General features: G+C 68.2%; 31 protein-coding genes. 25 read left to right on the top strand and 6 right to left on the bottom strand.

Translation table 11 applies throughout. From position 1 onward, the window contains the following. Positions 1-13: 13 nt before the first annotated feature. On the bottom strand, positions 14-811 hold the full coding sequence (locus tag ACFQ6S_RS29975) for an aminoglycoside N(3)-acetyltransferase (RefSeq protein ID WP_383416430.1): 798 nt from the start codon (positions 809-811) through the stop codon (positions 14-16). A 161-nt stretch (positions 812-972) separates the two neighbouring features. Between ACFQ6S_RS29975 and ACFQ6S_RS29970 the strand changes: the two genes are divergently transcribed. From ACFQ6S_RS29970 to ACFQ6S_RS29935, 8 genes are all read left to right on the top strand, one after another. Next, on the top strand, positions 973-1725 hold the full coding sequence (locus tag ACFQ6S_RS29970; RefSeq protein WP_383416427.1) for a helix-turn-helix transcriptional regulator: 753 nt from the start codon (positions 973-975) through the stop codon (positions 1723-1725). After that, the gene (gene sufB, locus ACFQ6S_RS29965; protein ID WP_383416424.1) at positions 1722-3146 is read left to right on the top strand and encodes a Fe-S cluster assembly protein SufB; all 1425 of its coding nucleotides are present in this window, start codon (positions 1722-1724) and stop codon (positions 3144-3146) included. Before ACFQ6S_RS29970 ends, sufB begins: the two co-directional genes overlap by 4 nt. A gap of 62 nt (positions 3147-3208) precedes the next feature. Continuing rightward, a complete protein-coding gene (gene sufD / locus ACFQ6S_RS29960; RefSeq protein ID WP_383416422.1) occupies positions 3209-4390 on the top strand; it encodes a Fe-S cluster assembly protein SufD in 1182 nt (393 codons plus the stop codon). Then, positions 4390-4707, top strand: a complete 318-nt coding sequence (locus tag ACFQ6S_RS29955; protein ID WP_361931265.1) for a bifunctional 3-phenylpropionate/cinnamic acid dioxygenase ferredoxin subunit — start codon at positions 4390-4392, stop codon at positions 4705-4707. The genes sufD and ACFQ6S_RS29955 overlap by 1 nt, the downstream gene beginning before the upstream one ends. A 7-nt stretch (positions 4708-4714) precedes the next feature. Further along, positions 4715-5479: a Fe-S cluster assembly ATPase SufC gene (gene sufC, locus ACFQ6S_RS29950; protein WP_383416419.1), complete on the top strand. Its 765-nt coding sequence runs from the start codon at positions 4715-4717 to the stop codon at positions 5477-5479. Continuing rightward, complete coding sequence (locus tag ACFQ6S_RS29945) at positions 5476-6732, top strand: cysteine desulfurase (RefSeq protein WP_383416416.1); 1257 nt, start codon at positions 5476-5478, stop codon at positions 6730-6732. Before sufC ends, ACFQ6S_RS29945 begins: the two co-directional genes overlap by 4 nt. A 16-nt stretch (positions 6733-6748) precedes the next feature. After that, positions 6749-7219, top strand: a complete 471-nt coding sequence (sufU, locus tag ACFQ6S_RS29940) for a Fe-S cluster assembly sulfur transfer protein SufU (protein ID WP_383416413.1) — start codon at positions 6749-6751, stop codon at positions 7217-7219. After that, positions 7216-7548 (top strand): metal-sulfur cluster assembly factor, encoded by a 333-nt coding sequence (locus tag ACFQ6S_RS29935; protein WP_057618336.1) that lies wholly within the window; start codon positions 7216-7218, stop codon positions 7546-7548. The genes sufU and ACFQ6S_RS29935 overlap by 4 nt, the downstream gene beginning before the upstream one ends. 57 nt (positions 7549-7605) lie before the next feature. Here the strand turns inward: ACFQ6S_RS29935 and ACFQ6S_RS29930 are convergent, their stop codons facing one another. Then, a complete protein-coding gene (locus tag ACFQ6S_RS29930; RefSeq protein WP_383416410.1) occupies positions 7606-8436 on the bottom strand; it encodes an AbfB domain-containing protein in 831 nt (276 codons plus the stop codon). 57 nt (positions 8437-8493) lie between these two features. On the opposite strand from ACFQ6S_RS29930, the gene ACFQ6S_RS29925 reads away from it, so the two are divergent. After that, entirely contained in the window at positions 8494-8811 is a 318-nt protein-coding gene (locus ACFQ6S_RS29925) for a hypothetical protein (RefSeq protein ID WP_383416407.1), read from the top strand. A 122-nt stretch (positions 8812-8933) separates the two neighbouring features. On the opposite strand, the gene ACFQ6S_RS29920 is transcribed toward ACFQ6S_RS29925, so the two are convergent. Then, positions 8934-9785, bottom strand: coding sequence for a LysR substrate-binding domain-containing protein (locus tag ACFQ6S_RS29920; protein ID WP_383416405.1), 852 nt, complete (start codon positions 9783-9785; stop codon positions 8934-8936). An 82-nt stretch (positions 9786-9867) separates the two neighbouring features. Between ACFQ6S_RS29920 and ACFQ6S_RS29915 the strand changes: the two genes are divergently transcribed. Together ACFQ6S_RS29915 and ACFQ6S_RS29910 are read left to right on the top strand one after the other, a co-directional pair. Then, complete coding sequence (locus ACFQ6S_RS29915) at positions 9868-10761, top strand: MBL fold metallo-hydrolase (RefSeq protein WP_383416402.1); 894 nt, start codon at positions 9868-9870, stop codon at positions 10759-10761. A gap of 110 nt (positions 10762-10871) precedes the next feature. Beyond that, positions 10872-11750 carry an endo alpha-1,4 polygalactosaminidase gene (locus tag ACFQ6S_RS29910; protein ID WP_383417233.1) on the top strand — a complete coding sequence of 293 codons (879 nt, stop codon included), beginning with the start codon at positions 10872-10874 and terminating at the stop codon, positions 11748-11750. 36 nt (positions 11751-11786) lie between these two features. Here the strand turns inward: ACFQ6S_RS29910 and ACFQ6S_RS29905 are convergent, their stop codons facing one another. Next, positions 11787-12194 carry a RidA family protein gene (locus tag ACFQ6S_RS29905; protein WP_383416399.1) on the bottom strand — a complete coding sequence of 136 codons (408 nt, stop codon included), beginning with the start codon at positions 12192-12194 and terminating at the stop codon, positions 11787-11789. 114 nt (positions 12195-12308) lie between these two features. Between ACFQ6S_RS29905 and ACFQ6S_RS29900 the strand changes: the two genes are divergently transcribed. From ACFQ6S_RS29900 to ACFQ6S_RS29875, 6 genes are all read left to right on the top strand, one after another. After that, on the top strand, positions 12309-12698 hold the full coding sequence (locus ACFQ6S_RS29900) for a winged helix-turn-helix transcriptional regulator (RefSeq protein ID WP_383416396.1): 390 nt from the start codon (positions 12309-12311) through the stop codon (positions 12696-12698). Positions 12699-12784: 86 nt separating this feature from the next. After that, positions 12785-13105, top strand: a complete 321-nt coding sequence (locus ACFQ6S_RS29895; RefSeq protein ID WP_383416393.1) for a DMT family transporter — start codon at positions 12785-12787, stop codon at positions 13103-13105. Continuing rightward, complete coding sequence (locus ACFQ6S_RS29890) at positions 13105-13641, top strand: TetR/AcrR family transcriptional regulator (protein WP_383416390.1); 537 nt, start codon at positions 13105-13107, stop codon at positions 13639-13641. The genes ACFQ6S_RS29895 and ACFQ6S_RS29890 overlap by 1 nt, the downstream gene beginning before the upstream one ends. Positions 13642-13744: 103 nt before the next feature. Continuing rightward, positions 13745-14734, top strand: a complete 990-nt coding sequence (gene dapD / locus ACFQ6S_RS29885) for a 2,3,4,5-tetrahydropyridine-2,6-dicarboxylate N-succinyltransferase (RefSeq protein WP_383416388.1) — start codon at positions 13745-13747, stop codon at positions 14732-14734. A gap of 403 nt (positions 14735-15137) precedes the next feature. Continuing rightward, positions 15138-16445 carry a hypothetical protein gene (locus ACFQ6S_RS29880; RefSeq protein ID WP_383416385.1) on the top strand — a complete coding sequence of 436 codons (1308 nt, stop codon included), beginning with the start codon at positions 15138-15140 and terminating at the stop codon, positions 16443-16445. Between the two features lie 418 nt (positions 16446-16863). Next, positions 16864-17424, top strand: coding sequence for an HD domain-containing protein (locus ACFQ6S_RS29875; RefSeq protein ID WP_383416383.1), 561 nt, complete (start codon positions 16864-16866; stop codon positions 17422-17424). Here ACFQ6S_RS29875 and ACFQ6S_RS29870 read toward each other — a convergent pair. Continuing rightward, the gene (locus tag ACFQ6S_RS29870; RefSeq protein ID WP_383416380.1) at positions 17412-17882 is read right to left on the bottom strand and encodes an NUDIX hydrolase; all 471 of its coding nucleotides are present in this window, start codon (positions 17880-17882) and stop codon (positions 17412-17414) included. The genes ACFQ6S_RS29875 and ACFQ6S_RS29870 overlap by 13 nt on opposite strands. A 103-nt stretch (positions 17883-17985) precedes the next feature. Further along, positions 17986-18717 (bottom strand): XRE family transcriptional regulator, encoded by a 732-nt coding sequence (locus ACFQ6S_RS29865; protein WP_383416378.1) that lies wholly within the window; start codon positions 18715-18717, stop codon positions 17986-17988. 161 nt (positions 18718-18878) lie between these two features. Here ACFQ6S_RS29865 and ACFQ6S_RS29860 point away from each other — a divergent pair, with 161 nt between their 5' ends. From ACFQ6S_RS29860 to repSA, 8 genes are all read left to right on the top strand, one after another. Next, entirely contained in the window at positions 18879-19238 is a 360-nt protein-coding gene (locus ACFQ6S_RS29860; protein WP_383416376.1) for a hypothetical protein, read from the top strand. 3 nt (positions 19239-19241) lie between these two features. After that, positions 19242-20615 (top strand): FtsK/SpoIIIE domain-containing protein, encoded by a 1374-nt coding sequence (locus tag ACFQ6S_RS29855; RefSeq protein WP_383416374.1) that lies wholly within the window; start codon positions 19242-19244, stop codon positions 20613-20615. Further along, positions 20612-21277: a DUF2637 domain-containing protein gene (locus ACFQ6S_RS29850; RefSeq protein ID WP_383416371.1), complete on the top strand. Its 666-nt coding sequence runs from the start codon at positions 20612-20614 to the stop codon at positions 21275-21277. The genes ACFQ6S_RS29855 and ACFQ6S_RS29850 overlap by 4 nt, the downstream gene beginning before the upstream one ends. 19 nt (positions 21278-21296) lie before the next feature. Then, positions 21297-21488: a mobile element transfer protein gene (locus tag ACFQ6S_RS29845; protein ID WP_383242611.1), complete on the top strand. Its 192-nt coding sequence runs from the start codon at positions 21297-21299 to the stop codon at positions 21486-21488. 12 nt (positions 21489-21500) lie between these two features. Continuing rightward, on the top strand, positions 21501-21656 hold the full coding sequence (locus tag ACFQ6S_RS29840; protein WP_383416368.1) for a hypothetical protein: 156 nt from the start codon (positions 21501-21503) through the stop codon (positions 21654-21656). Positions 21657-21680: 24 nt separating this feature from the next. Continuing rightward, positions 21681-21998 (top strand): SpdD-like protein, encoded by a 318-nt coding sequence (locus ACFQ6S_RS29835; RefSeq protein WP_383416365.1) that lies wholly within the window; start codon positions 21681-21683, stop codon positions 21996-21998. 87 nt (positions 21999-22085) lie between these two features. Further along, on the top strand, positions 22086-22283 hold the full coding sequence (locus tag ACFQ6S_RS29830) for a hypothetical protein (RefSeq protein WP_383416362.1): 198 nt from the start codon (positions 22086-22088) through the stop codon (positions 22281-22283). After that, positions 22280-23665, top strand: a complete 1386-nt coding sequence (repSA, locus tag ACFQ6S_RS29825; protein ID WP_383416359.1) for a replication initiator protein RepSA — start codon at positions 22280-22282, stop codon at positions 23663-23665. The genes ACFQ6S_RS29830 and repSA overlap by 4 nt, the downstream gene beginning before the upstream one ends. Position 23666: the final 1 nt, after the last annotated feature.

Here is a 23666-nt window from a genome sequence, read left to right as displayed (position 1 = left end):
CGAACGGCCGGGTTCACATCTCCTGCGCGCGGGGTCGGTGAATCTCCAGCCACCGCCCCGCGTACGCCACCGCGTCCGCCACGGGGAACAGCCGTGCCTCGGCCGCGCCCACCTTTCCGCGTACGACGGGACGGTCCCGGTCGAAGTCGCGCCCCAGTTCGTCGAACCGGTCCGAGGTGATCGACACCTCGGTCACCACCTCCCAGCCCGCAGGACCTGGCCGGCCGACCTTCACCAGCGGCGAAGGTATCCGGTACTCGGCGAGATGGAAGCTGGTGCACGTCGCGTAACCGGCGCCGAGCAGCAGCACGCGCGCGTGAAGTGCCTCCAGCCGGGCCAGCGGGCTGCGCTCGCCGAGCCGGCAGTCGAGGGCGTGGCCCTCGGTGATCTGCGCCGCGTGCGGGCCGACGGCGGCGAAGGACGCCTGCGGATGCGCGCTGCGCAGGGCACCCGGCCAGGTCCGTACGGTCTCCGGGATCACGCCCACCCCGAGCGCGGGCGTGACCAGGGGGTCGTAGGCGGGCATGGTCGCCCGGATCGTGTCCCACCACTCCTCGGGCACCGGCGGGTTGCTCCACACCGCCGGGTCCGAGAGATCACCGGACTGGGTGGGGACGACCAGGGTGCCGTCCGGACCGAGTGCGTCGAGCAGTCCCTGGACGGCCGCGACCGCGCCTCCGCAGACCCAGCCGAGGGCGCTGAGCGAGGAGTGCACGAGGAGGGTTTCACCGGTTTGGACGCCCAGCTCGCGCAGTTCTTCCGCGAGGGTGTCCCGAGTGACAAGAGGGCCGGTCGGAGGGGGTGTCGACATGTTTCGGGAGTGTCCCGCAGGGAGCCTCACGACGCCAGCGATTTGATCGATCAATGATCGTTTCCGCAGGTCAGATTAGGTATGCCTAAGTGACGCAGGGCACCATCGAGGCACCCGGACGTCGCTTGCCTGCTTCTGAGGAATTACGCAACAATGGCGTTGTGAAAAACGTCGGCGAGGCTCGGGAGACCCCCATGGGGGCCCCTCAGGAGGAGCTCGCGACCGGGGAGCGCTCCACGCGCAACCGGGTCGCGCGATCCATCCTGGACCACGGGCCGTCGACCGTCGCCGAGCTGGCCGGCCGGCTGGGGCTGACCCAGGCCGCCGTACGCAGGCATCTGGACGCGCTGGTCGCGGACGATGTCGTGGAGGCCCGGGAACAGCGGGTGTACGGCACGCGCACGCGTGGCCGTCCCGCCAAGGTCTTCGCGCTCACCGACTGCGGCCGTGACGCCTTCGACCAGTCGTACGACAAACTCGCCGCGGACGCCCTCAAGTGGATCGCCGAGCGCGAGGGCGGGAGCGATGCGGTCGCCGCCTTCGCCCGCGCCCGGATCGCCGCCCAGGCGAGCGCCTACCGCAAGGCGATCGAGGCCGTCAGCCCCGATGAGCGCACCGAAGCCCTGGCCAAGGCCTTGAGCGTGGACGGGTACGCTGCTACGGCGCGCAGCGCACCCCTCCCTCAAAAAGGCGAGCAGCTCTGCCAGCACCACTGCCCGGTGGCCCATGTCGCGGAGCAGTTCCCCCAGCTGTGCGAGGCGGAGACAGAGATCTTCGCCGAGCTGCTCGGAACGCACGTCCAGCGACTGGCGACCATCGCGCACGGCGACGGCGTCTGCACGACGTTCATCCCAAAGATTTCCCACACCACCGATAACGCATCTGCAAGCAAGGCCGGGAGGAACCCCGCATGACTCTCCCCATCGAGGAGACTGCCCACCCTGAGCTCGAGGGTCTGGGCAATTACGAATACGGCTGGGCCGACTCCGACGAAGCCGGCGCCTCTGCGAAGCGTGGTCTGAGCGAGGACGTCGTCCGTGACATCTCCGCGAAGAAGAACGAGCCGGACTGGATGACCAAGCTCCGCCTCAAGGGTCTGCGGCTGTTCGACAAGAAGCCCATGCCGAACTGGGGCTCGGACCTCTCCGGCATCGACTTCGACAACATCAAGTACTTCGTGCGTTCCACGGAGAAGCAGGCGGAGTCCTGGGAGGACCTGCCCGAGGACATCAAGAACACGTACGACAAGCTCGGCATCCCCGAGGCGGAGAAGCAGCGCCTCGTCGCCGGTGTCGCGGCCCAGTACGAGTCCGAGGTCGTCTACCACCAGATCCGCGAGGACCTGGAGGAGCAGGGCGTCATCTTCCTCGACACCGACACCGCCCTGAAGGAGCACCCGGAGCTCTTCAAGGAGTACTTCGGGACCGTCATCCCGGTCGGTGACAACAAGTTCGCGTCGCTGAACACCGCCGTGTGGTCGGGCGGCTCCTTCATCTACGTGCCGCCGGGCGTGCACGTCGAGATCCCGCTCCAGGCCTACTTCCGCATCAACACGGAGAACATGGGCCAGTTCGAGCGGACCCTGATCATCGTCGACGAGGGTGCCTACGTGCACTACGTCGAGGGTTGTACGGCCCCGATCTACAAGTCGGACTCGCTGCACTCCGCGGTCGTCGAGATCATCGTCAAGAAGAACGCCCGCTGCCGCTACACGACCATCCAGAACTGGTCGAACAACGTCTACAACCTGGTCACCAAGCGCGCCGTCGCCTACGAGGGCGCGACCATGGAGTGGATCGACGGCAACATCGGCTCCAAGGTGACGATGAAGTACCCGGCCGTCTACCTGATGGGCGAGCACGCCAAGGGCGAGACCCTGTCCATCGCCTTCGCGGGCGAGGGGCAGCACCAGGACGCCGGCTCCAAGATGGTCCACATGGCGCCCAACACCTCCTCCAACATCGTGTCGAAGTCCGTGGCGCGTGGTGGCGGCCGTACCTCGTACCGCGGTCTGGTCGAGATCGGCGAGGGCGCCCACGGCTCGAAGTCCAACGTGCTGTGCGACGCGCTGCTCGTCGACACCATCTCCCGCTCCGACACGTACCCCTACGTGGACGTCCGTGAGGACGACGTGTCCATGGGCCACGAGGCGACCGTCTCCAAGGTCTCCGAGGACCAGCTCTTCTACCTGATGAGCCGCGGTCTGAGCGAGTTCGAGGCGATGGCGATGATCGTGCGCGGCTTCGTCGAGCCCATCGCCAAGGAGCTGCCGATGGAGTACGCCCTTGAGCTCAACCGGCTGATCGAGCTGCAGATGGAAGGCGCGGTCGGTTAAGACCGGTCCCTTCGAGAAGCAGCTAGCGAAATCTGACGTAGGAAGAGAGCAGACCGACAGCCATGGCTGAGGCTCAGAACATCCCGGTGGGGTCCACCACCGCCGGCGCGGTGGCCGTTGCCGCCGAGTCGACCGTCGCCACGCGCATGAGCGCGCCCCCGTCCTTCGACGTGGCGGACTTCCCGGTCCCGCACGGCCGCGAGGAGGAGTGGCGGTTCACCCCGCTGGAGCGCCTGCGCGGGCTGCACGACGGCACCGCCGTGGCGACCGGCGACGGCCTCCAGGTCACCGTCGAGGCCCCCGAGGGCGTCACCGTCGAGACCGTCGGCCGTGACGACGCGCGCCTCGGCAGGGCGGGCATGCCCGTGGACCGGGTCGCCGCCCAGGCCTACTCGGCGTTCGAGAAGGCCGGTGTCGTCACCGTCCCCAAGGAGACGGTCCTCACCGAGCCGATCCGTATCGCCGTGCACGGCGAGGGCGGGGTCGCCTACGGTCACCAGATCGTGGAGCTCGGAGCCTTCGCCGAGGCCGTCGTCGTCATCGACCACACCGGTGACGCCGTGCTCGCCGCCAACGTCGACTACATCCTGGGCGACGGCGCCAAGCTCACCGTCGTCTCCGTCCAGGACTGGGACGACAAGGCCGTGCACGTGGGCCAGCACAACGCGCTGATCGGCCGGGACGCCACCTTCAAGTCGTTCGTGGTCACCTTCGGCGGCGACCTCGTACGCCTCCATCCGCGCGTCGCGTACGCCGGCACCGGTGGCGAGGCCGAGCTCTTCGGCCTCTACTTCACCGATGCGGGCCAGCACCAGGAGCACCGCCTCCTGGTCGACCACAACACCCCGCACTGCAAGTCGAACGTCGCCTACAAGGGCGCGCTCCAGGGCGAGGCCGCGCACGCCGTGTGGATCGGCGACGTGCTGATCGAGGCCAAGGCCGAGGGCACCGACACCTACGAGATGAACCGCAACCTGGTTCTGACCGACGGCGCCCGCGTCGACTCCGTGCCGAACCTGGAGATCGAGACCGGCGAGATCGTCGGCGCCGGCCACGCCTCGGCGACCGGCCGCTTCGACGACGAGCAGCTCTTCTACCTGATGGCCCGCGGCATCCCGGCCGACGAGGCGCGTCGCCTGGTGGTGCGCGGCTTCTTCGCCGAGCTCGTCCAGCAGATCGGTGTCGACGACATCGAAGAGCGCCTCCTCGTGAAGATCGACGAGGAGCTGGAGGCCACGGTCTGATGGCTTTCGTACGCGCCTGTGGGCTGAGCGAGCTGGAGGAGGACACCCCGAAGCGGGTGGAACTCGACGGCACGCCGGTCTCGGTTGTCCGTACCGAGGGCGAGGTGTTCGCGATCAACGACATCTGCTCCCACGCGAACGTCTCGCTCTCCGAGGGCGAGGTGGAGGACTGCCAGATCGAGTGCTGGCTGCACGGCTCCGCGTTCGACCTGCGCACCGGTAAGCCGTCCGGCCTCCCCGCGACGCGCCCCGTCCCCGTTTACCCCGTAAAGATCGAAGGGGACGACGTTCTCGTCTCCCTCACCCAGGAGTCCTGAGGCACCCATGGCAACGCTTGAAATCCGAGACCTGCACGTCACCGTCGAGGCCGACAACGCCACGAAGGAGATCCTCAAGGGCGTCGACCTCACCGTGAAGCAGGGCGAGACGCACGCCATCATGGGTCCCAACGGCTCGGGCAAGTCGACCCTCGCCTACTCCCTCGCGGGTCACCCGAAGTACACGATCACTTCCGGCACCGTCACCCTCGACGGCGAGGACGTCCTGGAGATGTCCGTCGACGAGCGCGCTCGCGCGGGCCTGTTCCTGGCGATGCAGTACCCGGTCGAGGTCCCGGGTGTGTCCGTGTCGAACTTCCTTCGCACCTCCGCCACCGCCATCCGCGGCGAGGCCCCCAAGCTGCGCACCTGGGTGAAGGAGGTCAAGGAGACCATGGAGCGCCTCAACATGGACCCGTCCTTCGCCGAGCGCAATGTGAACGAGGGCTTCTCCGGCGGTGAGAAGAAGCGCCACGAGATCCTTCAGCTGGAGCTGCTCAAGCCGAAGGTCGCGATCCTCGACGAGACCGACTCCGGCCTGGACGTCGACGCCCTGCGCGTCGTCTCCGAGGGCGTGAACCGGGTTCGCGAGACCGGCGAGGTCGGCACCCTGCTGATCACCCACTACACGCGCATCCTGCGCTACATCAAGCCCGACCAGGTGCACGTGTTCGCGAACGGCCGTATCGCCGAGTCCGGCGGAGCGGAGCTCGCGGACCAGCTCGAGGCCGAGGGCTACGACAAGTACGTGAAGGGTGGCGCATCCGCGTGACACAGCTGCCGGGCCTCCTCGACACCGAGGCGCTCCGCAAGGACTTCCCGATCCTGGACCGCGTCGTCCACGGCGACAAGAAGCTCGTGTACCTGGACAACGCGGCGACCTCGCAGACGCCGCGCCAGGTGCTCGACGTGCTCTCCGAGTACTACGAGCAGCACAACGCCAACGTCCACCGTGGCGTGCACGTCCTCGCCGAGGAGGCCACGGCGCTGTACGAGGGCGCGCGCGACAAGGTCGCCGAGTTCATCAACGCGCCCAGTCGCGACGAGGTGATCTTCACGAAGAACGCCTCCGAGTCGCTCAACCTCGTGGCCAACATGCTCGGCTGGGCCGACGAGCCCTACCGGGTGGACCACGAGACCGAGATCGTCATCACGGAGATGGAGCACCACTCCAACATCGTGCCGTGGCAGCTGCTCGCGCAGCGCACGGGCGCGAAGCTGAAGTGGTTCGGTCTCACGGACGACGGCCGTCTCGACCTGTCGAACATCGACGAGATCATCACGGAGAAGACGAAGATCGTCTCCTTTGTGCTGGTGTCCAACATCCTCGGCACCCAGAACCCCGTCGAGGCGATAGTGCGCCGCGCGCAGGAGGTCGGCGCGCTGGTGTGCATCGACGCCTCGCAGGCGGCGCCCCACATGCCGATGGACGTGCAGTCGCTGCAGGCCGACTTCGTGGCCTTCACCGGCCACAAGATGTGCGGCCCGACCGGCATCGGCGTGCTCTGGGGCCGCCAGGAGCTGTTGGAGGACCTGCCTCCGTTCCTGGGCGGCGGCGAGATGATCGAGACGGTGTCGATGCACTCGTCGACGTACGCTCCCGCCCCGCACAAGTTCGAGGCGGGCACGCCGCCGATCGCGCAGGCGGTCGGCCTGGGCGCGGCGATCGACTACCTCAACTCGATCGGCATGGACAAGATCCTCGCCCATGAGCACGCACTCACCGAGTACGCGGTGAAGCGGTTCGCGGAGGTCCCCGACCTCAGGATCATCGGCCCGACCACGGCCGAGGAGCGGGGCGCCGCGATCTCCTTCACTCTCGGCGACATCCACCCGCACGACGTGGGCCAGGTCCTCGACGAGCAGGGCATCGCGGTCCGGGTCGGCCACCACTGCGCGCGGCCGGTCTGCCTCCGCTACGGAATTCCTGCGACCACGCGAGCGTCGTTCTATCTGTACTCCACGCCGGCCGAGATCGACGCTCTGGTGGACGGCCTGGAGCACGTCCGGAACTTCTTCGGCTGACGGGACGAGCGATCGCATGAAGCTGGATTCGATGTACCAGGAAGTCATCCTGGACCACTACAAGCACCCGCACGGCCGGGGCTTGCGGGATGGCGACGCCGAGGTGCACCACGTCAACCCGACGTGCGGCGATGAGATCACCCTGCGTGTGAAGTACGACGGCACGAAGATCGAAGACGTCTCGTACGAGGGTCAGGGCTGTTCCATCAGCCAGGCGAGCGCGTCCGTACTGAACGAACTCCTCGTCGGCAAGGATCTCTCCGACGCGCAGAAGATCCAGGAGACCTTCCTGGAGCTGATGCAGTCCAAGGGGAAGATCGAGCCCGACGACTCGATGGAGGAGGTGCTGGAGGACGCGGTCGCGTTCGCCGGCGTCTCCAAGTACCCCGCCCGGGTCAAGTGCGCCCTCCTCAGCTGGATGGCGTGGAAGGACGCGACGGCCCAGGCGCTGGACGCCGACGCCGACGCCGAAAGGAAGACGGCATGAGTGACACCGTGGAGATGAAGCCGGCCTCGGAGGAAGAGGTCCGTGAGGCGCTGTACGACGTCGTCGACCCCGAGCTGGGGATCGATGTCGTCAACCTCGGCCTGATCTACGGCATCCACATCGACGACGCGAACATCGCGACGCTCGACATGACCCTGACCTCGGCGGCCTGCCCCCTGACCGACGTCATCGAGGACCAGGCCAAGTCCGCCACGGACGGTCTCGTCAGCGAGCTGCGCATCAACTGGGTGTGGATGCCGCCGTGGGGCCCGGACAAGATCACGGACGACGGCCGCGAGCAGCTTCGGGCGCTCGGGTTCAACGTCTGAGGTCCCCCACCTCTTGAAAACGGCGGTGCCCTGCGGGGCGCCGCCGTTTTCGTGTGCTCAGGCCAGCCCGTCCATCAGCCGGAACGACGAGTCCGCCAGGTACTGGGAGCTGTAGTCGTAGCGTTCGAGGCGGATGACGAAGTTCTTGTGCCGGAGGAAGTAGCCCGGGTAGTTGACCGACTCCAGCATGTTCGCGCCGGAGTAGGAGGAGCCGCGGGCGCAGAAGGTGGCGTCCTGGGCGAACAGGGTGGAGCCGTCGTCGCGTTCGGCGCGCAGGACGAAGTTGCGGTGGCGCAGATACCTGCCGTCATGCGTGGCGAAGGAGTGGCAGGAGCTGTCCGCCAGGCCCTTGACCTGTTTGAAGGTCGAGTCCTCGCGGGACTCCGAGCCGCGGACCGGGTCCAGCTTCACGTAGCCGTCGCTCATGTGCCAGTAACGGTCGGGGTAGTTGACCGCGCGTATGGAGCGCCAGGTGGTGGTGGCGGGGGGCTTGGGCGCGGGGGGCGGTGAACTCGCCTCGTGGGCGGCCGACTTGGACGGATCCGATGCCGACTCGGGCGGGGCGGCGTTCTGTTGGCGAGGCGCCTTCGTCGTCTCCCGCGCCGTGGAAAGGCCGCTCTTGCCCTTCGGCGGTGTCGTCTCCGACGGTGTGGCGAAGGAGATCAGACCGGGGACCGTCGCACCATCGGCGGAGGGCGCGGCTGAGGCTGAGTCTCTGTCAGATTCCTTGTCCGACACGGCGATTGCCGTGATGCAGGCGATGATCGTCGCCATCGCCATCCCGCCCGCCAGCCACAGGCGGCGCGTCCCCGGTGCCCGCGAGGTGTCCGGGGCCCAGCCGTTCTCCCAAGGGTGCTCCTGAGAAGGCTGGGACTTGTCTTCTGGCATGCGGTGTTCCTCCAGCGGCGTCACGAGACGACAGCCGCGGCTGCGAAGGACCGGTATGTGAACGGTGAAACACTAATGGACCCGGTGGTCGCGGAGCACCTGTTTGGAACGAGCCGTATCCACATAGATTCTCAGCGCCCTCCGTATCCGCACCCGCCGCACACCCAGACGCGGTTCCATGAACTCGGGCTGGATGCCGAGGTCGTCGCCGGGCGGATCACCGGCGGGCCGCCCACGCTCGGATCCGCGCGGCCCCCCGACATGACCGAGCCGCGGCGCCTTGCCTCCACCGCCGCCGTACCCGCCCGCAAGACCTGGCATCGACCGACCCACGCCGCCCTGGACGCATCGCGCGTGGGCAGTTCGCCGCTTTGACTGACGCTCGATCAGATCCGGTTGTGCGACGCCACGTTGGGGAAGCAGCTGGTCCGCAGCGGCTATCAGCTCAGCTCGCGGCGCAGTTCGGGGCGTGAGCGCCCCGGGGCCGGTCCCCGCCCTCAGTCGCGGTAGGCGGCTGTGGCGATCCCGGCGAGTGACCTGATCAGCGGGTTGACGTCGCTCTCGCGCCACGCCATCAACACCCGGCTCGGCGCCATGTCGACGACCGGAACCACGGCCAGCTCTCCCGGCATCTCGTGCCCGAGCGGGGACATTCCGACGGTGCCGTTCCAGAGCACGGCCTGCACGCACTCCTGAACGCCGCGCACCACAGGGCCCTCGCGGGGCTCACCGCCGTTCCAGTACGCCTGCCAGCGCGGGTCCGTACCGGCCGGGAACTGGAACCAGCGTCGGCCGGCCAGGTCGGCCAGCGTCAGGTGGTCGCGGCGGGCCAGCGGGTCGTCGGCGCGCAGTACGGCGCCCACCGGGTCGGCGCGCAACTCGTGCACCGTCAGACCGCTCTCGTCGAACGGCCCGCGGGTCAGCGCGACGTCGACGAGACCGGTGCGCAGCCCGCAGGTCGGATCGGTCAGGTCGGTCTCGCGGATCCGGACCTCCACCCCGGGGTGGCGTCTGCGGTACGCGGCCGCCAGCCGGGTCGCGCCCCTGTCGGTGCTGTCGCCCAGGAAACCGAGGGTGAGGGTGGTGGCGCCGGCCGCCGTCGCCACGCGTGCGCGCACCCGGTCGGCCCGGTCGAGCAGGGCGCGGGCCTCGTCCAGCAGCGTCGCTCCGGCAGGCGTGAGGGTGACACCGGTGGGGGACCGGTTCAGAAGCGGCGCACCGACGTCGGACTCCAGCTGTCTGATCGCCCGGCTCAGCGGCGGCTGGCTCATGTGCAGCCGTGCGGCGGCCCGGCCGAAGTGGAGTTCCTCGGCGACGGCCACGAAATAGCGCAACGTGCGCAGCTCCATGACCAGCGATGATACCCGTACGGTATCGGCGCGACCGGATCGGTCTTGGACGGTGACGGCACCCGGGCGGTGGACTCGGAGCATGACCGACGACTCGATGCCCGACCCCGCCGTCCGGACCTCCGACGCCCGGGAAATCGCCCCCGACCTGCTGGTGATTCCGAACCAACGGGTCCAACTGGTGCCCAACATCGGCATCATCGGCGGCACTCAGGCCGTGCTGGTCGTCGAGACCGGCATCGGCACCGCCAACGCCGAACAGGTCCTCGCCTTCGCCTCCGAAGTGGCGAAGGGCCGGCGGCTGTACCTGACCACGACCCACTTCCATCCCGAGCACGCCTTCGGCGCCCACGTCTTCGCAGGCGAGGCCACTTACCTGGTCAATCGCGCACAGGCCGACGACCTCAAGACCAAGGGGCCGGGCTACCTGGAGATGTTCAGGGGCTTCGGCGGACCGATCGCCGACCGTCTCGAAGGCGTACCGCTGCCCACCCCCGACGTGATCTACGACGACGGCCACGACCTGGACCTCGGCGGCCGGATCGTACGGCTGCGGCCCACCGGCCGGGGGCACACCAAGGGCGACCAGGTGGTCGAAGTGCCGGACGCCGGAGTGCTGTTCACGGGGGATCTCGCCGAGACCGGGCAGTTCGCCATCGTCCCGTGGTTCCCGCCGTACGACACGGACGTCTCCGGCTTGGGCTGGCTGGCGGTGCTGGACCGGCTGGCGGCCGGTGAACCCCGGGTGGTGGTGCCCGGGCACGGCGACGTCGGCGGTCCGCGGGTGCTCACCGACGTACGGGACTATCTGCGCGAGCTGCGCGACGAGACCTGGCGGCGGCGGGACTCCGCGATGGGTGAGGACGAGATCGTCACCGAGGTCCGGACCCTGCTGATCGAACGGCATCCGCAGTGGGCCGGCCGGGAGTGGATCGAGCGGGGTGTCGGGTGCCTGTGCGCCGAACACGCCGTATGAGCCTGTGCCCAGGTCCGCGGCGAGGCCTGCGCGGGTGAACTCCGGGCGCGGAGCAGGGCATCATGGCCGGGCAGCACCGTAGATCACGCATCGACAGGAGCCCCTGGATCATGGTCCACCGCGTCCTTAGCGCCCGCCGCCGAGCACCGGCGGCGGTGCTCCTGTGCGGTGCGCTCGTCATGGCAGTGGGCGGATGCACGGCGTCCGACGACGAGGACGGCGCCGCACCGGGGCGTTCCACCGCTCCCTCGACGCCGGGCGGCCCGGGGAAGGTCGCCCTGCCCGAGCCCGGCGCCGCCTTCGACTACCAGATCGGCGGTGCCTATCCGCCGCCGACCGGCGTGCGTGTGGTCTCCCGGGACCGCGCCGCGAAGCCCGCGCCGGGCGTGTACAACATCTGCTACGTCAATGCCTTCCAGGCCCAGCCGGACACCGAACGGTGGTGGGAGGCCCACCACCCCGAGCTGCTGCTCCGTGACGACGACGGCGCGCTCGTCGTCGACCAGGACTGGGACGAGGCGGTGCTGGACATCTCGACGGCCGCCAAACGGGCACGCCTCGCCGAGGTCGTGGGGGAGTGGATCGACGGCTGCGCGGCGGACGGATTCCAGGGCGTCGAGGCCGACAACCTCGATTCGAACGAGCGGTCCGACGATCTGCTGACCGCCCAGGACAACATGGCCTTCGCCGAGCTGCTCGCCGACCGGGCGCACGCCGCCGGCCTGGCGATCGGCCAGAAGAACGCCGCCGGTCTGGCACGCCGGGGGCGTGATGTCGGCTTCGACTTCGCGGTCGCCGAGGAGTGCGGACAGTACGACGAGTGCGGTGCCTACGCGGACGCCTACGACGACCGGGTCCTCGTCATCGAGTACCGGTCGGACGGCCTCGCCGCGGCGTGCGCGGAGTGGGGCGACAGACTGTCGGTGGTCGAGCGGGACCTGGACGTCGTACCGGAGGGGGAGAGCGGGTACCGACGCCGTACCTGCTGACGCGGACCGCGCCCCCCGCCCTCGGAGATGCCTGCCTCAGTCGAGGACCGCGATGGCCTCCAGCTCGACGAGATGCTCAGGCACGTCCAGCGCCGCGACGCCCAGCAGGGTGGCCGGCGGGGTGGGGGCGGTGCCCAGCTTGGCGGCGGCGCGGGTGATGCCCTCGATGAGCAGGGGCATCTTGTCGGGGGTCCAGTCCACGACGTGGACGTTCAGCTTCGCGACGTCCTCGAACGAACCGCCCGCGGCGGCCAGGGCCGTGCCGACGTTGAGGTAGCACTGCTCGACCTGGGCGGCGAGGTCGCCCGCCCCGATCGTGGTGCCCTCCGCGTCCCACGCGACCTGTCCGGCGACGAAGACCAGCTTCGACCCGCTCGCGATCGACACCTGTCGGTAGGCATCGATCTGAGCCAGTCCGGTCGGGTTCATCAGGGTGATGGCCATGGTGTCGTACGCCTTCCTGCATGGAGCTGTGGTGCTCTCTTGTGGTTACCCGGGAACCGTAGGAGAGTGAGCGCTGACGTGGAAGAACGCACTTTTCAGTGACTGGGGAACCTCATGGGAACCAACCAGTTCAGCGGCTCGCTGGACGAAGCGGATGTGACGCGCGCGGACTCCCTGGCCCGGGAGATCTTTTCCGACATTGCCAACAAGTGGGCTCTGCTGATCATCGAGGCCCTGGGCGAGCGCACCCTGCGCTTCAGCGAGTTGCGCGGCGAGGTGGAGGGCATCAGCCACAAGATGCTCACCCAGAATCTGCGCATGCTGGAGCGCAACGGCCTGATCGAGCGCACGGTGTACCCCACGGTGCCGCCGCGCGTCGAGTACACCCTGACCGAGCCGGGCCAGGCCCTGCGGGTGACCATCGACGGCCTGTGCGACTGGACCCACCGGTACCTCGGGGACATCGAGACGTCGCGCAATCGCTTCGAGGCCGGGAGGGCCTAGAGGAGCTCGCAGGAGGTCGTAGCGCCGCTCTCTGTCAACAAGGCGTTTGTGTACGGCCGTACGCAACGTTGTGTACGCTTGTACACATGGGATACCTGCTGCTCGCCGGGGCCATAGCGGCCGAGGTCGGCGCCACGACCGCCATGAAGTACAGCGACGGCTTCAGCAGGCTGCTGCCGTCGCTGCTGACCGCCCTCGGCTACCTCGTCTCCTTCGCGCTGCTCGCCCAGACCCTGAAGACCGTCGCGGTGGGCACGGCCTACGCGATCTGGGCCGGCGTGGGCACCGCCGCCATCGCCACCATCGGGATCGCGTTCCTCGGCGAGGGGATGACGGTCACCAAGGCCGCCGGCATCGCCTTGATCATCGTCGGCGTGGTCGTGCTGAACCTGGGCGGCGCGCACTGATGGCCCGGCGCTACGACCCCGAGCGACGCCAGCGCATCATCGACGCGGCGATCCGGGTCGTCGGGGAGAAGGGCATCGCCGGGCTGAGTCATCGCACCGTCGCCGCCGAGGCGGACGTGCCGCTCGGTTCCACGACGTACCACTTCAAGACCCTCGACGACCTGCTGGTCGCCGCGCTGCGCCAGGCCAACGAGGGCTTCGCCAAGGTGATCGCCTCGCGCGGCGCACTGACGGACCCGCACGCCGATCTGGCCGCCGAACTCGCGGGCTGGATGGGCGAGTGGCTCGCCGGCGACCGCACCGGCGTCGAGCTGGAGTACGAGCTCTACCTCGCCGCCCTGCGCCGCCCCGCCCTGCGCCCGGTCGCCGCCGAGTGGGCCCGCGACCTCGCCGACCGCCTGTCCCACCGCACGGACCCGGTCACGGCGCGGGCACTGGTGGCGCTGCTGGACGGGATCTGTCTGCAGGTGTTGCTGACGGAGGTGGCGTACGACGAGGAGTACGCGCGGGAGCTGCTGGCCCGGGTCATTCCCTGACGGCACCAGGCGCTTTCCGTGACGCGAGCGGCACGGCGCCCGGCACGTGAGACGCACCCACGCCGGTTCGCTCCCGCGGGCGGCGTCACGTTAGGTTGCCCTCATGACCGACACGACTGCTCCTCGCACCACCGGCGCCGTGGCCGCCGGCCTTGCCACGATCGCTGCTGACGGCACCGTTCTCGACACCTGGTTCCCCGCGCCCGAGCTCGTCGCCGAGCCCGGCCCCGCCGGCAGCGAGCGGCTGTCCGCCGAGAAGGCCGTGGAGCTGCTCGGCGAGGGCGCCGCGAAGGCGATCGGTCCGGACGCCCGTCGAGGCGTCGAGGTCGTCGCGGTCCGTACGGTCATCGCCTCGATCGACGAGAAGCCGATCGACGCGCACGACGTCTACCTGCGCCTTCACCTGCTCTCCCACCGCCTGGTCAAGCCGCACGGCCTGAGCCTGGACGGCCAGTTCGGCTTCCTCGCCAACGTCGCCTGGACCTCGCTCGGCCCGGTCGCCGTCGACGACGTCGAGAAGGTGCGTCTGAACGCCCGCGCCGAGGGCCTGCACCTCCAGGTCACCTCGATCGACAAGTTCCCGCGCATGACGGACTACGTGGCCCCCAAGGGCGTCCGCATCGCCGACGCCGACCGGGTCCGCCTGGGCGCCCACCTGGCCGAGGGCACCACGGTCATGCACGAGGGCTTCGTCAACTTCAACGCGGGCACCCTCGGCACCTCCATGGTCGAGGGCCGTATCTCCGCGGGCGTCGTGGTCGGCGACGGCTCCGACATCGGCGGCGGCGCGTCCACGATGGGCACGCTGTCCGGCGGCGGCAACGTGATCATCAGCATCGGCGAGCGCTGCCTCATCGGCGCCGAGGCGGGCGTCGGCATCGCGCTCGGCGACGAGTGCGTGGTCGAGGCGGGCCTGTACGTCACGGCGGGCACCCGCGTGACGATGCCCGACGGCCAGATCGTCAAGGCCCGCGAACTCTCCGGCGCCTCCAACATCCTCTTCCGCCGCAACTCGGTCACGGGCACGGTGGAGGCCCGGCCGAACAACGCGGTGTGGGGCGGGCTGAACGAGGTCCTGCACAGCCACAACTGATCATCGACGGCCGTGACCTGCGGCCGCCTAAACGATCAGCGTCCTGACCTGCTGCTGAGCTGTCGGCAGTTGTCGACGTTGGTCACCATTGAGCGCCCTTCCACGGCCCGAGGACGGCCCGGGAGGGCGCTCGCATGCCGGTCTGCTAAACAGCTGTTCTGCTGACCAGCGGAACAGAAGAAGCCCACGGTTCTGACCAGCTCAGATGCCGTGGGCTTCTGTCGTTGCCGGTTGGCGTCGGCCCCCCTTGTGAGGCCCGGAGACGGCCCGGCGCGATGACCAGCAACGGTTCGTAAGGGCGCGCGGTCCGCTGCTGTGCCGTCGGCGTTGTCGCGCATTTAGGCGCTCACCGAGACACGGGGCTTGGCCTCCTTGTAGCATTAAGCGCTTGGGGAGGGGACGCATGAACTTCTGGCAAGAGCTTGGATTCGGAAGCAATCCATACGTTGTTAAGCCACTGCCGTCGAATGCCGATGGTAGAGAATTGCTCGTCGGTCGGAACATAGAACTTCGGGCCTTATTGCGTCGAATTGAAGAGGGAGACACACATGTCGTCCTCGAAGGCCCAAACGGAGTGGGAAAGACGAGCCTGGTCGCTGTTGCCGCTTGGGTTGCAAGCGATCGCTTTCGGAAGAGGGAGACAACTCAGCTTTACCTTCCCCTCCCCGAGGCGCTACAGATTAAAGAAGACGCATCAGAATTCATCAGTGATTGCTATTTTGCCGTTGCTAGGGCCTTCCTTGATAACGAGGAAATCCTTAAGCGTGCCGACCGGAAGGTGCCGAGGACGAAAGATATCAAGGCGTGGCTCGAAGCCCCGGTCTTGAAGGGGCGCGGGCTAAGCATCTCCTCCCCATTCGGGGGCGGTGGGCTCACAAGCAGTGCGGCAGCGAATGGCTCGACAGGATTCTCGAATGCCGGGTTCCGGGCCACTATCAGGACGTGGCTTCGCGATGCATTTCCGGAGGGCACCGGTGGCCTGGTTGGCGTAATCGACAATCTGGAGCTCCTGGAGACGTCTGCCGCTGCGCGACGCCTACTCGAAGAGATCCGTGACCCCGTCCTGCAACTTAGCGGGATGAGGTGGGTCCTATGCGGAGCCCGTGGAATTGCACGAAGCGTGGCGGCCACACCTCGTCTGAACGGCGTACTCTCAGACCCCATTGAGATCAAACCCGTCGCCGATGAGTACATTCCACACCTAATTCAGACTAGGTTGCGGCATTACTCCGTGAGGGTAAACAGCAAGGCTCCGGTTTCTGCTTCGTCTTTTGAACACGTTTATGAGGTTACCCATAAGAACCTCCGCGATTCTTTGAGGCATGCGCAGAGCTTCTCCCAAGATAGCGAGTCCGAATTCTTCCTCTCCAAGACAGAGCGAGAAATCGCGGGGGCATTCACTCAATGGCTTGAGAATGAGGCAATCAAGCACGAAGCCAGCGCCAAAATGCAGCCTCGCACGTGGACACTCCTCGAAGATATGGCCGAATTTGGGGGCACTTGTTCACCTAGCGACTATGATCAGTTCAACTTCAATGATCGGGCGCACATGCGAAAGAATGTGGTTGAGCTCGAGAGATACGGCTTGGTCAACAGCAGTAAGGACGATGACGACCAGAGGCGTCGATCTATCGAAATTACCTCGAAGGGGTGGCTCGTGCACTTTGCTCGTTCTCATGGGCTGAGCGCACCCGCTATCCCTGGCATGTGAACGGTTTTATCCCATCTCGCCGAGGTCGGCGGAACGGCTTTGGGCTGGAGCTGCTTTGGGGCGAGTGATCATGGCCCCTTAAGCTTCCGGCGAGTCGGGCAGTCTGTGGACCTGCCCGTTAAAGCACGACGTTGGGGCCATGATCTTAGAGGCTCGCCCCAAAGTGGCTGCCTAAAGCCGTGGAGCCGACCGCCCCAGCCACAGAGGGTGTCTCCCACTTCATGCCCGCAGCCGCCGAGCGCGCCGCCTGGCGCGGCCAGCCGGGGCGAAGACAGGAGGCAGGCCGCGCCGCAGAGGCGGCGCGCGCCCGCGCCGTGCGCGGGCCTTGATGAAGTAGGGAAAGTCTTACCGCGCCTTGATCCGGAGCGGCCGGTGCCGGGCTGTCGGCCGCTCGCCAGTTTCGGCTACGGTGCGATCTATGCCCTCTGGATTGGATACGCCCCAAGGTGCGGCCGAGCTGGCCGAATCGCTCTTGCCTCCGCTCGGGAACCGCTGGCTGCACACTCAGGCCGTAGCGGCGCATGCGGACGAAGCATCGGCGTCAGTGTCCAAGGAAGACCGGGATCTTCTCGTCGCTGCCGCGTGGTTGCACGACATCGGCTATGCGCCGGAGCTCCGGGAGACGGGGTTCCATCCTCTCGACGGTGCGCGCTACCTGGAGACCCTAGGGGCGCCCGATCGGCTCGTGAGGCTGGTCGCCCATCATTCGGGCGCCGTGTACGAGGCCGAACAGCGGGGGCTCACTGATGAGCTGGCCGCGTATGAGCGGGAGGACTCTCCCGTCCTGGATGCCTTGATCTACGCCGACATGACGACCGGTCCGGCGGGGCAGTCCTTCGAATTCGACCACCGTATCGACGAGATCTTGGAGCGGTACGAGCCGGACAGTGAGGTGCACAACGCGATCAGCAAGGCGCGTCCGTACCTCGGGGCCGCCGTGGAGCGGACGCGCGCTCGCCTCGGTGATCAGCCGACGTAGGGCTCCCTCCGGTTCGCCAACCCGTGGTCGATCCGCATCCGCATTGACGGATGGATGTTCAGGCTGTCCAGATGATCGGGGTGCACGAACGCTACTTCCTTGCTCTCGCTGCTCGTCCGCAGCTCGCCGCCGACGATGCGTGCTCGGAAGCAGATGGAGAACTGCTGGCGGACCTCGCCGTCGTCGTACGCCAGGACGTGAGCCGGGTTGGTGTAGATGCCGACTAGGCCGGTCACCTCGACGTCGAAGCCGGTCTCTTCCTTCGTCTCGCGGACGGCGGCGTCGGGTGCAGACTCGCCGAGGTCAACCCCTCCACCGGGCAGGGCCCAGAGGTTGTTGTCTGTCTTGTGGATCAGCAGGACTTCCCCGGCATCGTTCTGAGCCACCGCGGTTACGGACGGCACGATGCTGTTCGCCTTCGGGGCATTCGGATCGTTGAAGTAGTCGACTCGGGCCATGCCTCCAGCCTCGCATGTCAGGCAGGCGAATCGAGTTGGTCGGGGACCGGGTGCCGGTTCCGCCGGCGCCCGCAGCCCCGGCACCCAGGACATCGAACACCTCCTACGCGGGGCGGCCGCGCTCCCAGGTGTAGTCGAAGCTCCGCATGTAGTGCCGGAAGGTGCGGGCTCCGGGGATGTACCGGAAATGCAGCACAGGGTTCTGCCCGGCCGGTGCTCCGAGCACATGCGGGTTCACCAACACGTCGTCGTCGAAGCGATAGATCGAGTTGTACAGGATCGTGTCGTGCAGCCTGACCTCGACGCCCGGCGTCGTCATCGCCGGTTGGAGGTAGCGCCGCGTTATCCGGGCGCGTGCGGCCAGATCGTCACCGATGCCTTCCTCCTCGCCGCGTTGGCGGACCATCTCCGAGTCCGGGTCGCCGAGGAGGACACGTACTTGGGCACCGGCCTTGGCCTTGTCTGCCAACTCGTACGGCAAGTCGGGGTGGTTGTCGAAGAGGAACAGCCCCGCGTACACGAGGATGTCCACCTGGTCCTTCGCCTTCTCGATCAGCGATGACCACAGCGCGGCTGGTACCGCGCCCCGGTGCGGGTAGTACGTGATCAGCTCCGAGCTGCTCGCCGATTCGGCCTGCTTCTCGACGGTGGGCCACAGGTAGACCTCGTCAACTCCGAGGAAGCTTGCGGCCTTCCAGCGGTGTCCCCGGTGCGGCGTTCGGCCGGTGGTGATCCAGCGCTCCACGCTCTTGGGGTCGACACCGACGTGTTGAGCCACGGACTGGATGGTCTCGCCCTTCGCTGAAATCGTGGCGCGCAGACGCTCGTTCGCCATGACTGCCCTCTCGTGGGACGTATCAGGGACGTTTTGACGATAGCTCAGACGTCCCTAAACGTCCATACGGGCCGTGATGTGTCCACCACCCTTCGCGGTCTCCTGATCTCACCGGTGATTCCCGCTGGTTCCAAAGTCCCTCCAGATCAGGAGAACAGACGATGCGTCAGATTCCTGTCGAGACCTCCGCCGCCACCGTGATGGTTGCCCAGACCCCGGAGCCCAAGGTTCGCGACCGCCGTACCGGCGAGATCGCCACCGACACCGAGACCGGCGCGAAGCTGATGACGGTGAACGTGATGTTCGCCCTCAACGGCGACGTGGAGATCCTGAACGTCACCGTGCCGGAGACCGGCATCTCCGAGGACCTGACGATGGGCACGCCGGTTGCCCTGACGGGCCTCATCGCCCGGCCGTGGGAGAACGAGTTCAACGGGCAGAAGCGGCACGGGATCGCCTTCCGCGCTGTCGCCGTCACCTCGCTCGCTGAGGCTGGCGCGTCGAAGTCGAAGGCGGCCTGAGCCGTGACGTGGCTGATCGTCGCCCTGGTGCTGGTCGTCGCCGCTGCGGGTCTCCTGCGGTGGCGGCGCCCCGCCTGGTACTGGCTGGCCTTCGGCCTCGCCTGGGCCGCGATGCGTGTCCTGGTCCGCTACCCGTCCGTGATGGACGCCTGCGGCCTGACTGTCCCGCCCTCGCGCTGGCGTCTGACCCTGGCCCGGATGACCAACCGGCCGGTTCCGGGGCCTCGCGCTCCGCGCATCCTGCGTCTGCGGCCGACCCGTACTGGCCTGGTTCTCCGGCTTAAGCTTCGGCCCGGACAGGACGCCTTCGATGTGGCGGCCTCGTGCGACCGGCTGCGGCACTCGTTCGCGATGTACGGCGTGACGTCACGCGAACTACGGTCCGGAGTCGTCGAAGTGCGGATGACCGGCTACGACGTGCTCAAGCGCGTGCAGATGCCTGCCCAGCTCGACACCCGTCCGATGCGCGTCCCGGTCGCCCTGCGTCAGGACGGCAGTGTGCACTACCGCGACTACCGGGCAGTGCCGCACGCACTCACCCTCGGTGCCACGGAGTCCGGCAAGTCCGTCTATCAGCGGAACCTCGTGGCCTCGCTCGCCCCTCAGAGCGTCGCCCTCGTCGGCATCGACTGCAAGCAGGGTGTTGAGCTGTTCCCTCTGGCCCGTCGGTTCTCCGCGCTCGCTGACAACCCGGACTCCGCTGCCGAGCTCCTCGACGCGCTGGTGTCCCATATGGAGGGCGTCTACCAGCTCATCCGTGCTGAGCAGCAGATCACCGCCGACGTGCAGGACGCGGAGATCGCCGCCGACATCTGGGACCTGCCCGCCCACCTGCGGCCGATCCCGGTCGTGGTCCTAGTCGACGAGGTCGCCGAACTCGCCCTGTTCGCCAACAAGGAGGAAGAGAAGCGCCGGGACCGGATCATCACCGCGCTCGCGCGGCTGGCCCAGCTCGGCCGTGCTGCGGGGATCTATCTGGAGATCTGCGGGCAGCGCTTCGGTTCCGAACTCGGCAAGGGCATCACCATGCTCCGCGCTCAGCTCACCGGCCGGACCGCGCACCGTGTCAACGATGAGTCCAGCGCGAACATGGCCTTCGGCGACATCGCCCCGGACGCCGTCCTCGCTGCGATCCAGATCCCGACCGACATGCCTGGCATTGCCATCACGGGCGATTCGACCGGCGGTTGGGCCCGTATCCGCGCTCCGCACACCTCGTTGCGGCAGGCCGTGAACATCTGCAACCGGCACGCCGACCTGACCCCGGACTTGCCCGGCCTGGCTCCCTTCCGGCCCGACTTCGGCGACGCGATGACGATCCCGGCCCCGGCCGTCGAATCGTCTCCGGTCGCCGTCGCGCAGGAGGTGACGACATGACTCGCTCGATCCGCCCGGACGCCGTCCTTGTTCAGGCCGTGATCGCAGGAGCTCTGTCCTTCGCCCACCTGCACGACCTCGCCGCCGCTGCTGGGCAGGACGGCTGGAAGGCCTGGGCCTACCCGGTCAGCGTCGACCTGCTCTTGGTCGCCGCGTGGCGACGGCTCCGCAGCGACGGGCCGTCCCGGCTGGCCTGGTGCTGGTTCCTGATCGCCCTGGTGGCCTCGCTCGGCGCCAACGTCGCCACTGCTGGATTCCTCGACCTGGAACACCCGCCCGCCCTGCTCCGCCTCGGCGTCGCCGGATGGCCCGCCCTCGCCTTCCTCGGCGGCACGCTCCTTGCCCACGCACCCAAGTCGGCCGGGGACCGGGTGCCGGTTCCGCCGGCGCCCGCAGCCCCGGCCCCGGAACCCGAAACTCTTCCTGAGCCGGAGCCGGACGCAGTCTCAGCCGTCGACGAGACTCCGGCTCTTCCCGCCGCCGACACGACCGAGGCGCCCGCTCCAGTCGTGTCCGTCCCGGCCGCCCTGGTCGACCACGCCCGCAAGGTCGCTGCCGACCACGAAGCACGCACTGGGACTCGCATCGACGCCGACACCTTGCGCGCCCGGCTCGGTGTTCCTGCCCCCATGGCGGACGCCATCGCCACCCAACTCGCCTAACGCGAAGGGAGATCGACTCATGACTGCCCGCGACTTCTTCCACTCCGTGATGCGGATCGGCCCGGTGCAGATCGGCACTCACCGCGACCGGCGCGGCCAGACCAAGCACGCGGCCGTGTGCACGTCCGACGGCTGCGGCTGGTCCGCCGATTACACCAGCCAGTCCGCCGCCCAACTCGCCGCCCGTACCCACCGCTGCAAGATCCGCTAGGAGGCCACCGCCATGGAAGTTCCGCTCTGGTTCGCCCTGCTCGTCGTCGGCTACCTCGGGGTCAAGCTGATCCGTCCGCCCGCCTGGCTCATCGCCGTTCTGCTGCTCGGCGGCTTCCTCCTCGCCGACAGCGTTCTTGCCCCCGCCGTCAACAGCTTCGTCAAGTAGCCCACCACAGAGGGGAGTTAACCCATGCTTCGCCCGAAGATTCCCACCATGCCGACCCCGACCGGCCACGTGACCCCGCCCGCCGTCGTCGAGCCGACCGCCGTCGTACCGGCGGCCCAGACCCCGCCCCCCACCCCGGCGGCTCCGGCGCCTTCCCGGTCCGTCGTCCAGCTCACCCCGGGCACCGCCCTGGCGCTCGTCGGTGGCGGCACCGCCGTGGTCCTGGTCGTCGGCGCGGTCCTGGTCTCGATGCTCCTGGCGGTCGCCATCACCGGTGTCTCGGTTGCCGTGTGCGCCGTCGTCCTGCGCTCGCTCCTCGCCTCCGAGACGAAGCGACGCTGACCGGCGCCCGGGCGGCCTGACACCGCCAAGCATCCGCCGCCCGGGCGCCGTCCCTGTCCGTTCAGCAAACCGGAAGGAACCTCCATCATGACCGGCTCCACCTCGGCCGCCACCACAGCCGTACGGATCTGCCCGAACTGCGACGGCTTCGCCACCGCCGCCGTATCCTCCGGCCCGCGCGACGCACGCGGTCACCTGCAGACGCTCACCGTCGACTGCCCGGCCTGCCACGGAACGGGCATCGCTTCCGCCCGCGCTGCCCAGTTCGCTGGGGGCCGCGCATGACCAACCCCGCGACCTTCGCGGGCCTGGACCCGACCACCCTGGGGGACCTCCTCCGGGTGGCCGGGTCTCCGGGCTTCGACCGCTGGCAAGACCAGATCCGCCGTACCGGCGGCTGTGCCGACCCCATCCACCTGACCGGCTGGGTCCTCCAGAAGGACAAGACGACCGGCGAGACCCTGCACCACTACTCCACCGAGGGCGAGCCCGGCGGTCGGCTCCGCGTCGCCTGCGGAAACCGCCGGGCCTCCCGCTGCCCGTCCTGCGCCTGGACGTACGCGGGCGACACCTACCGACTCATCCGCGCTGGGCTCGCTGGAGACGAGAACAAGGACATCCCGGCAACCGTCCGCGATCATCCGCGAGTCTTCGCGACCTTCACGGCACCCTCGTTCGGCCCAGTCCACAACCGGCCTGACCGTGGCGTCTGTCGCTGCGGCACCCGCCACGCGCCGGAAGACCCCGCCCTCGGCACCGCCCTCGACTCGGACACGTATGACTACGGGGGAGCTGTGCTGTTCAACAACCACGCCGGGGAGCTGTGGTCCCGCTTCGTCAACCGGCTCCGCCGGGAGATCGCCGCCCGTGCCGGGCTGACACAGCGCGAACTCGCCGAGGTCTGCCGGGTGTCGTACGGCAAGGTCGCCGAGTTCCAGAAGCGGGGCGCCGTCCACTTCCATGCCGTGATCCGGATCGACGGCCCCGATGGCTCTGAGTCGGCGCCTCCGTCCTGGGCCAGCACGGAGCTGCTGACGGATGCGATCCAAGCCTCTGCTCGGCACCGCTACACGACCGTCAATGTCCCCGCCGTTGGCGACCAACCTGCCCGCGCCCTCAAGTGGGGGACGCAACTCGACGTCCGGCCCGTGCGAGCCTTCGGCGACGGCTCCGAGTTGACCGAGCAGGCTGTCGCCTCGTACGTGGCCAAGTACGCCACGAAAGCTGCCGAGAACACTGGCACCCTTGACCGACGCATCGGCGAACTCGCCGAACTCGACCGCCATGGCGTCCCCGACCACGCTCGCCGCCTGATCACTGCGTGCCGGGAACTCGACTCGCTGTACCCGGACCGCCGTCTGTGGGCCTGGGCTCACATGCTCGGCTTCCGGGGGCACTTCTCCTCGAAGTCCCGCCGCTACTCCACCACTCTCGGCGCCCTCCGCCAGGTGCGCGCTGACTTCCGTGCCGCTCAGGAGTGGGAAGCCCTCGGCCTGGACCACGCAGAGCCGGAAACCGTCCTGGTCCTCGCCGACTGGCAGTACGCCGGACACGGCCACACCCCCGGGGAATCAGCGCTCGCCGCCACCATCGCCCGGGACCTCCAGCTCAACCGCGAAACCGCCCGCCAAGCGCTCGCCGCGCTGCCGGACGAGAGGGAGTGGTGAC

This window comes from Streptomyces sp. NPDC056479 (assembly GCF_042795335.1).
GTDB lineage: Bacteria > Actinomycetota > Actinomycetes > Streptomycetales > Streptomycetaceae > Streptomyces.
Note: the sequence above shows the minus strand (reverse complement) of the source record. Positions and strands in the feature narration are given on the sequence as shown.

Excerpts from the sequence above, each read along its gene's own strand:
- dapD (WP_383416388.1), top strand. The coding sequence starts at position 13,745 with ATGACCGACACGACTGCTCCTCGCACCACCGGCGCCGTGGCCGCCGGC.
- ACFQ6S_RS29910 (WP_383417233.1), top strand. The coding sequence starts at position 10,872 with ATGGTCCACCGCGTCCTTAGCGCCCGCCGCCGAGCACCGGCGGCGGTG.
- ACFQ6S_RS29935 (WP_057618336.1), top strand. The coding sequence starts at position 7,216 with ATGAGTGACACCGTGGAGATGAAGCCGGCCTCGGAGGAAGAGGTCCGT.
- ACFQ6S_RS29930 (WP_383416410.1), bottom strand. The coding sequence starts at position 8,436 with ATGCCAGAAGACAAGTCCCAGCCTTCTCAGGAGCACCCTTGGGAGAAC.
- ACFQ6S_RS29870 (WP_383416380.1), bottom strand. The coding sequence starts at position 17,882 with ATGGCCCGAGTCGACTACTTCAACGATCCGAATGCCCCGAAGGCGAAC.
- ACFQ6S_RS29920 (WP_383416405.1), bottom strand. The coding sequence starts at position 9,785 with ATGGAGCTGCGCACGTTGCGCTATTTCGTGGCCGTCGCCGAGGAACTC.
- ACFQ6S_RS29860 (WP_383416376.1), top strand. The coding sequence starts at position 18,879 with ATGCGTCAGATTCCTGTCGAGACCTCCGCCGCCACCGTGATGGTTGCC.
- ACFQ6S_RS29880 (WP_383416385.1), top strand. The coding sequence starts at position 15,138 with ATGAACTTCTGGCAAGAGCTTGGATTCGGAAGCAATCCATACGTTGTT.
- sufB (WP_383416424.1), top strand. The coding sequence starts at position 1,722 with ATGACTCTCCCCATCGAGGAGACTGCCCACCCTGAGCTCGAGGGTCTG.
- sufC (WP_383416419.1), top strand. The coding sequence starts at position 4,715 with ATGGCAACGCTTGAAATCCGAGACCTGCACGTCACCGTCGAGGCCGAC.
- ACFQ6S_RS29875 (WP_383416383.1), top strand. The coding sequence starts at position 16,864 with ATGCCCTCTGGATTGGATACGCCCCAAGGTGCGGCCGAGCTGGCCGAA.
- repSA (WP_383416359.1), top strand. The coding sequence starts at position 22,280 with ATGACCAACCCCGCGACCTTCGCGGGCCTGGACCCGACCACCCTGGGG.
- sufD (WP_383416422.1), top strand. The coding sequence starts at position 3,209 with ATGGCTGAGGCTCAGAACATCCCGGTGGGGTCCACCACCGCCGGCGCG.
- ACFQ6S_RS29900 (WP_383416396.1), top strand. The coding sequence starts at position 12,309 with ATGGGAACCAACCAGTTCAGCGGCTCGCTGGACGAAGCGGATGTGACG.
- ACFQ6S_RS29955 (WP_361931265.1), top strand. The coding sequence starts at position 4,390 with ATGGCTTTCGTACGCGCCTGTGGGCTGAGCGAGCTGGAGGAGGACACC.
- ACFQ6S_RS29840 (WP_383416368.1), top strand. The coding sequence starts at position 21,501 with ATGGAAGTTCCGCTCTGGTTCGCCCTGCTCGTCGTCGGCTACCTCGGG.
- ACFQ6S_RS29895 (WP_383416393.1), top strand. The coding sequence starts at position 12,785 with ATGGGATACCTGCTGCTCGCCGGGGCCATAGCGGCCGAGGTCGGCGCC.
- ACFQ6S_RS29865 (WP_383416378.1), bottom strand. The coding sequence starts at position 18,717 with ATGGCGAACGAGCGTCTGCGCGCCACGATTTCAGCGAAGGGCGAGACC.
- ACFQ6S_RS29835 (WP_383416365.1), top strand. The coding sequence starts at position 21,681 with ATGCTTCGCCCGAAGATTCCCACCATGCCGACCCCGACCGGCCACGTG.
- ACFQ6S_RS29975 (WP_383416430.1), bottom strand. The coding sequence starts at position 811 with ATGTCGACACCCCCTCCGACCGGCCCTCTTGTCACTCGGGACACCCTC.
- ACFQ6S_RS29915 (WP_383416402.1), top strand. The coding sequence starts at position 9,868 with ATGACCGACGACTCGATGCCCGACCCCGCCGTCCGGACCTCCGACGCC.
- ACFQ6S_RS29850 (WP_383416371.1), top strand. The coding sequence starts at position 20,612 with ATGACTCGCTCGATCCGCCCGGACGCCGTCCTTGTTCAGGCCGTGATC.
- sufU (WP_383416413.1), top strand. The coding sequence starts at position 6,749 with ATGAAGCTGGATTCGATGTACCAGGAAGTCATCCTGGACCACTACAAG.
- ACFQ6S_RS29845 (WP_383242611.1), top strand. The coding sequence starts at position 21,297 with ATGACTGCCCGCGACTTCTTCCACTCCGTGATGCGGATCGGCCCGGTG.
- ACFQ6S_RS29905 (WP_383416399.1), bottom strand. The coding sequence starts at position 12,194 with ATGGCCATCACCCTGATGAACCCGACCGGACTGGCTCAGATCGATGCC.
- ACFQ6S_RS29890 (WP_383416390.1), top strand. The coding sequence starts at position 13,105 with ATGGCCCGGCGCTACGACCCCGAGCGACGCCAGCGCATCATCGACGCG.
- ACFQ6S_RS29830 (WP_383416362.1), top strand. The coding sequence starts at position 22,086 with ATGACCGGCTCCACCTCGGCCGCCACCACAGCCGTACGGATCTGCCCG.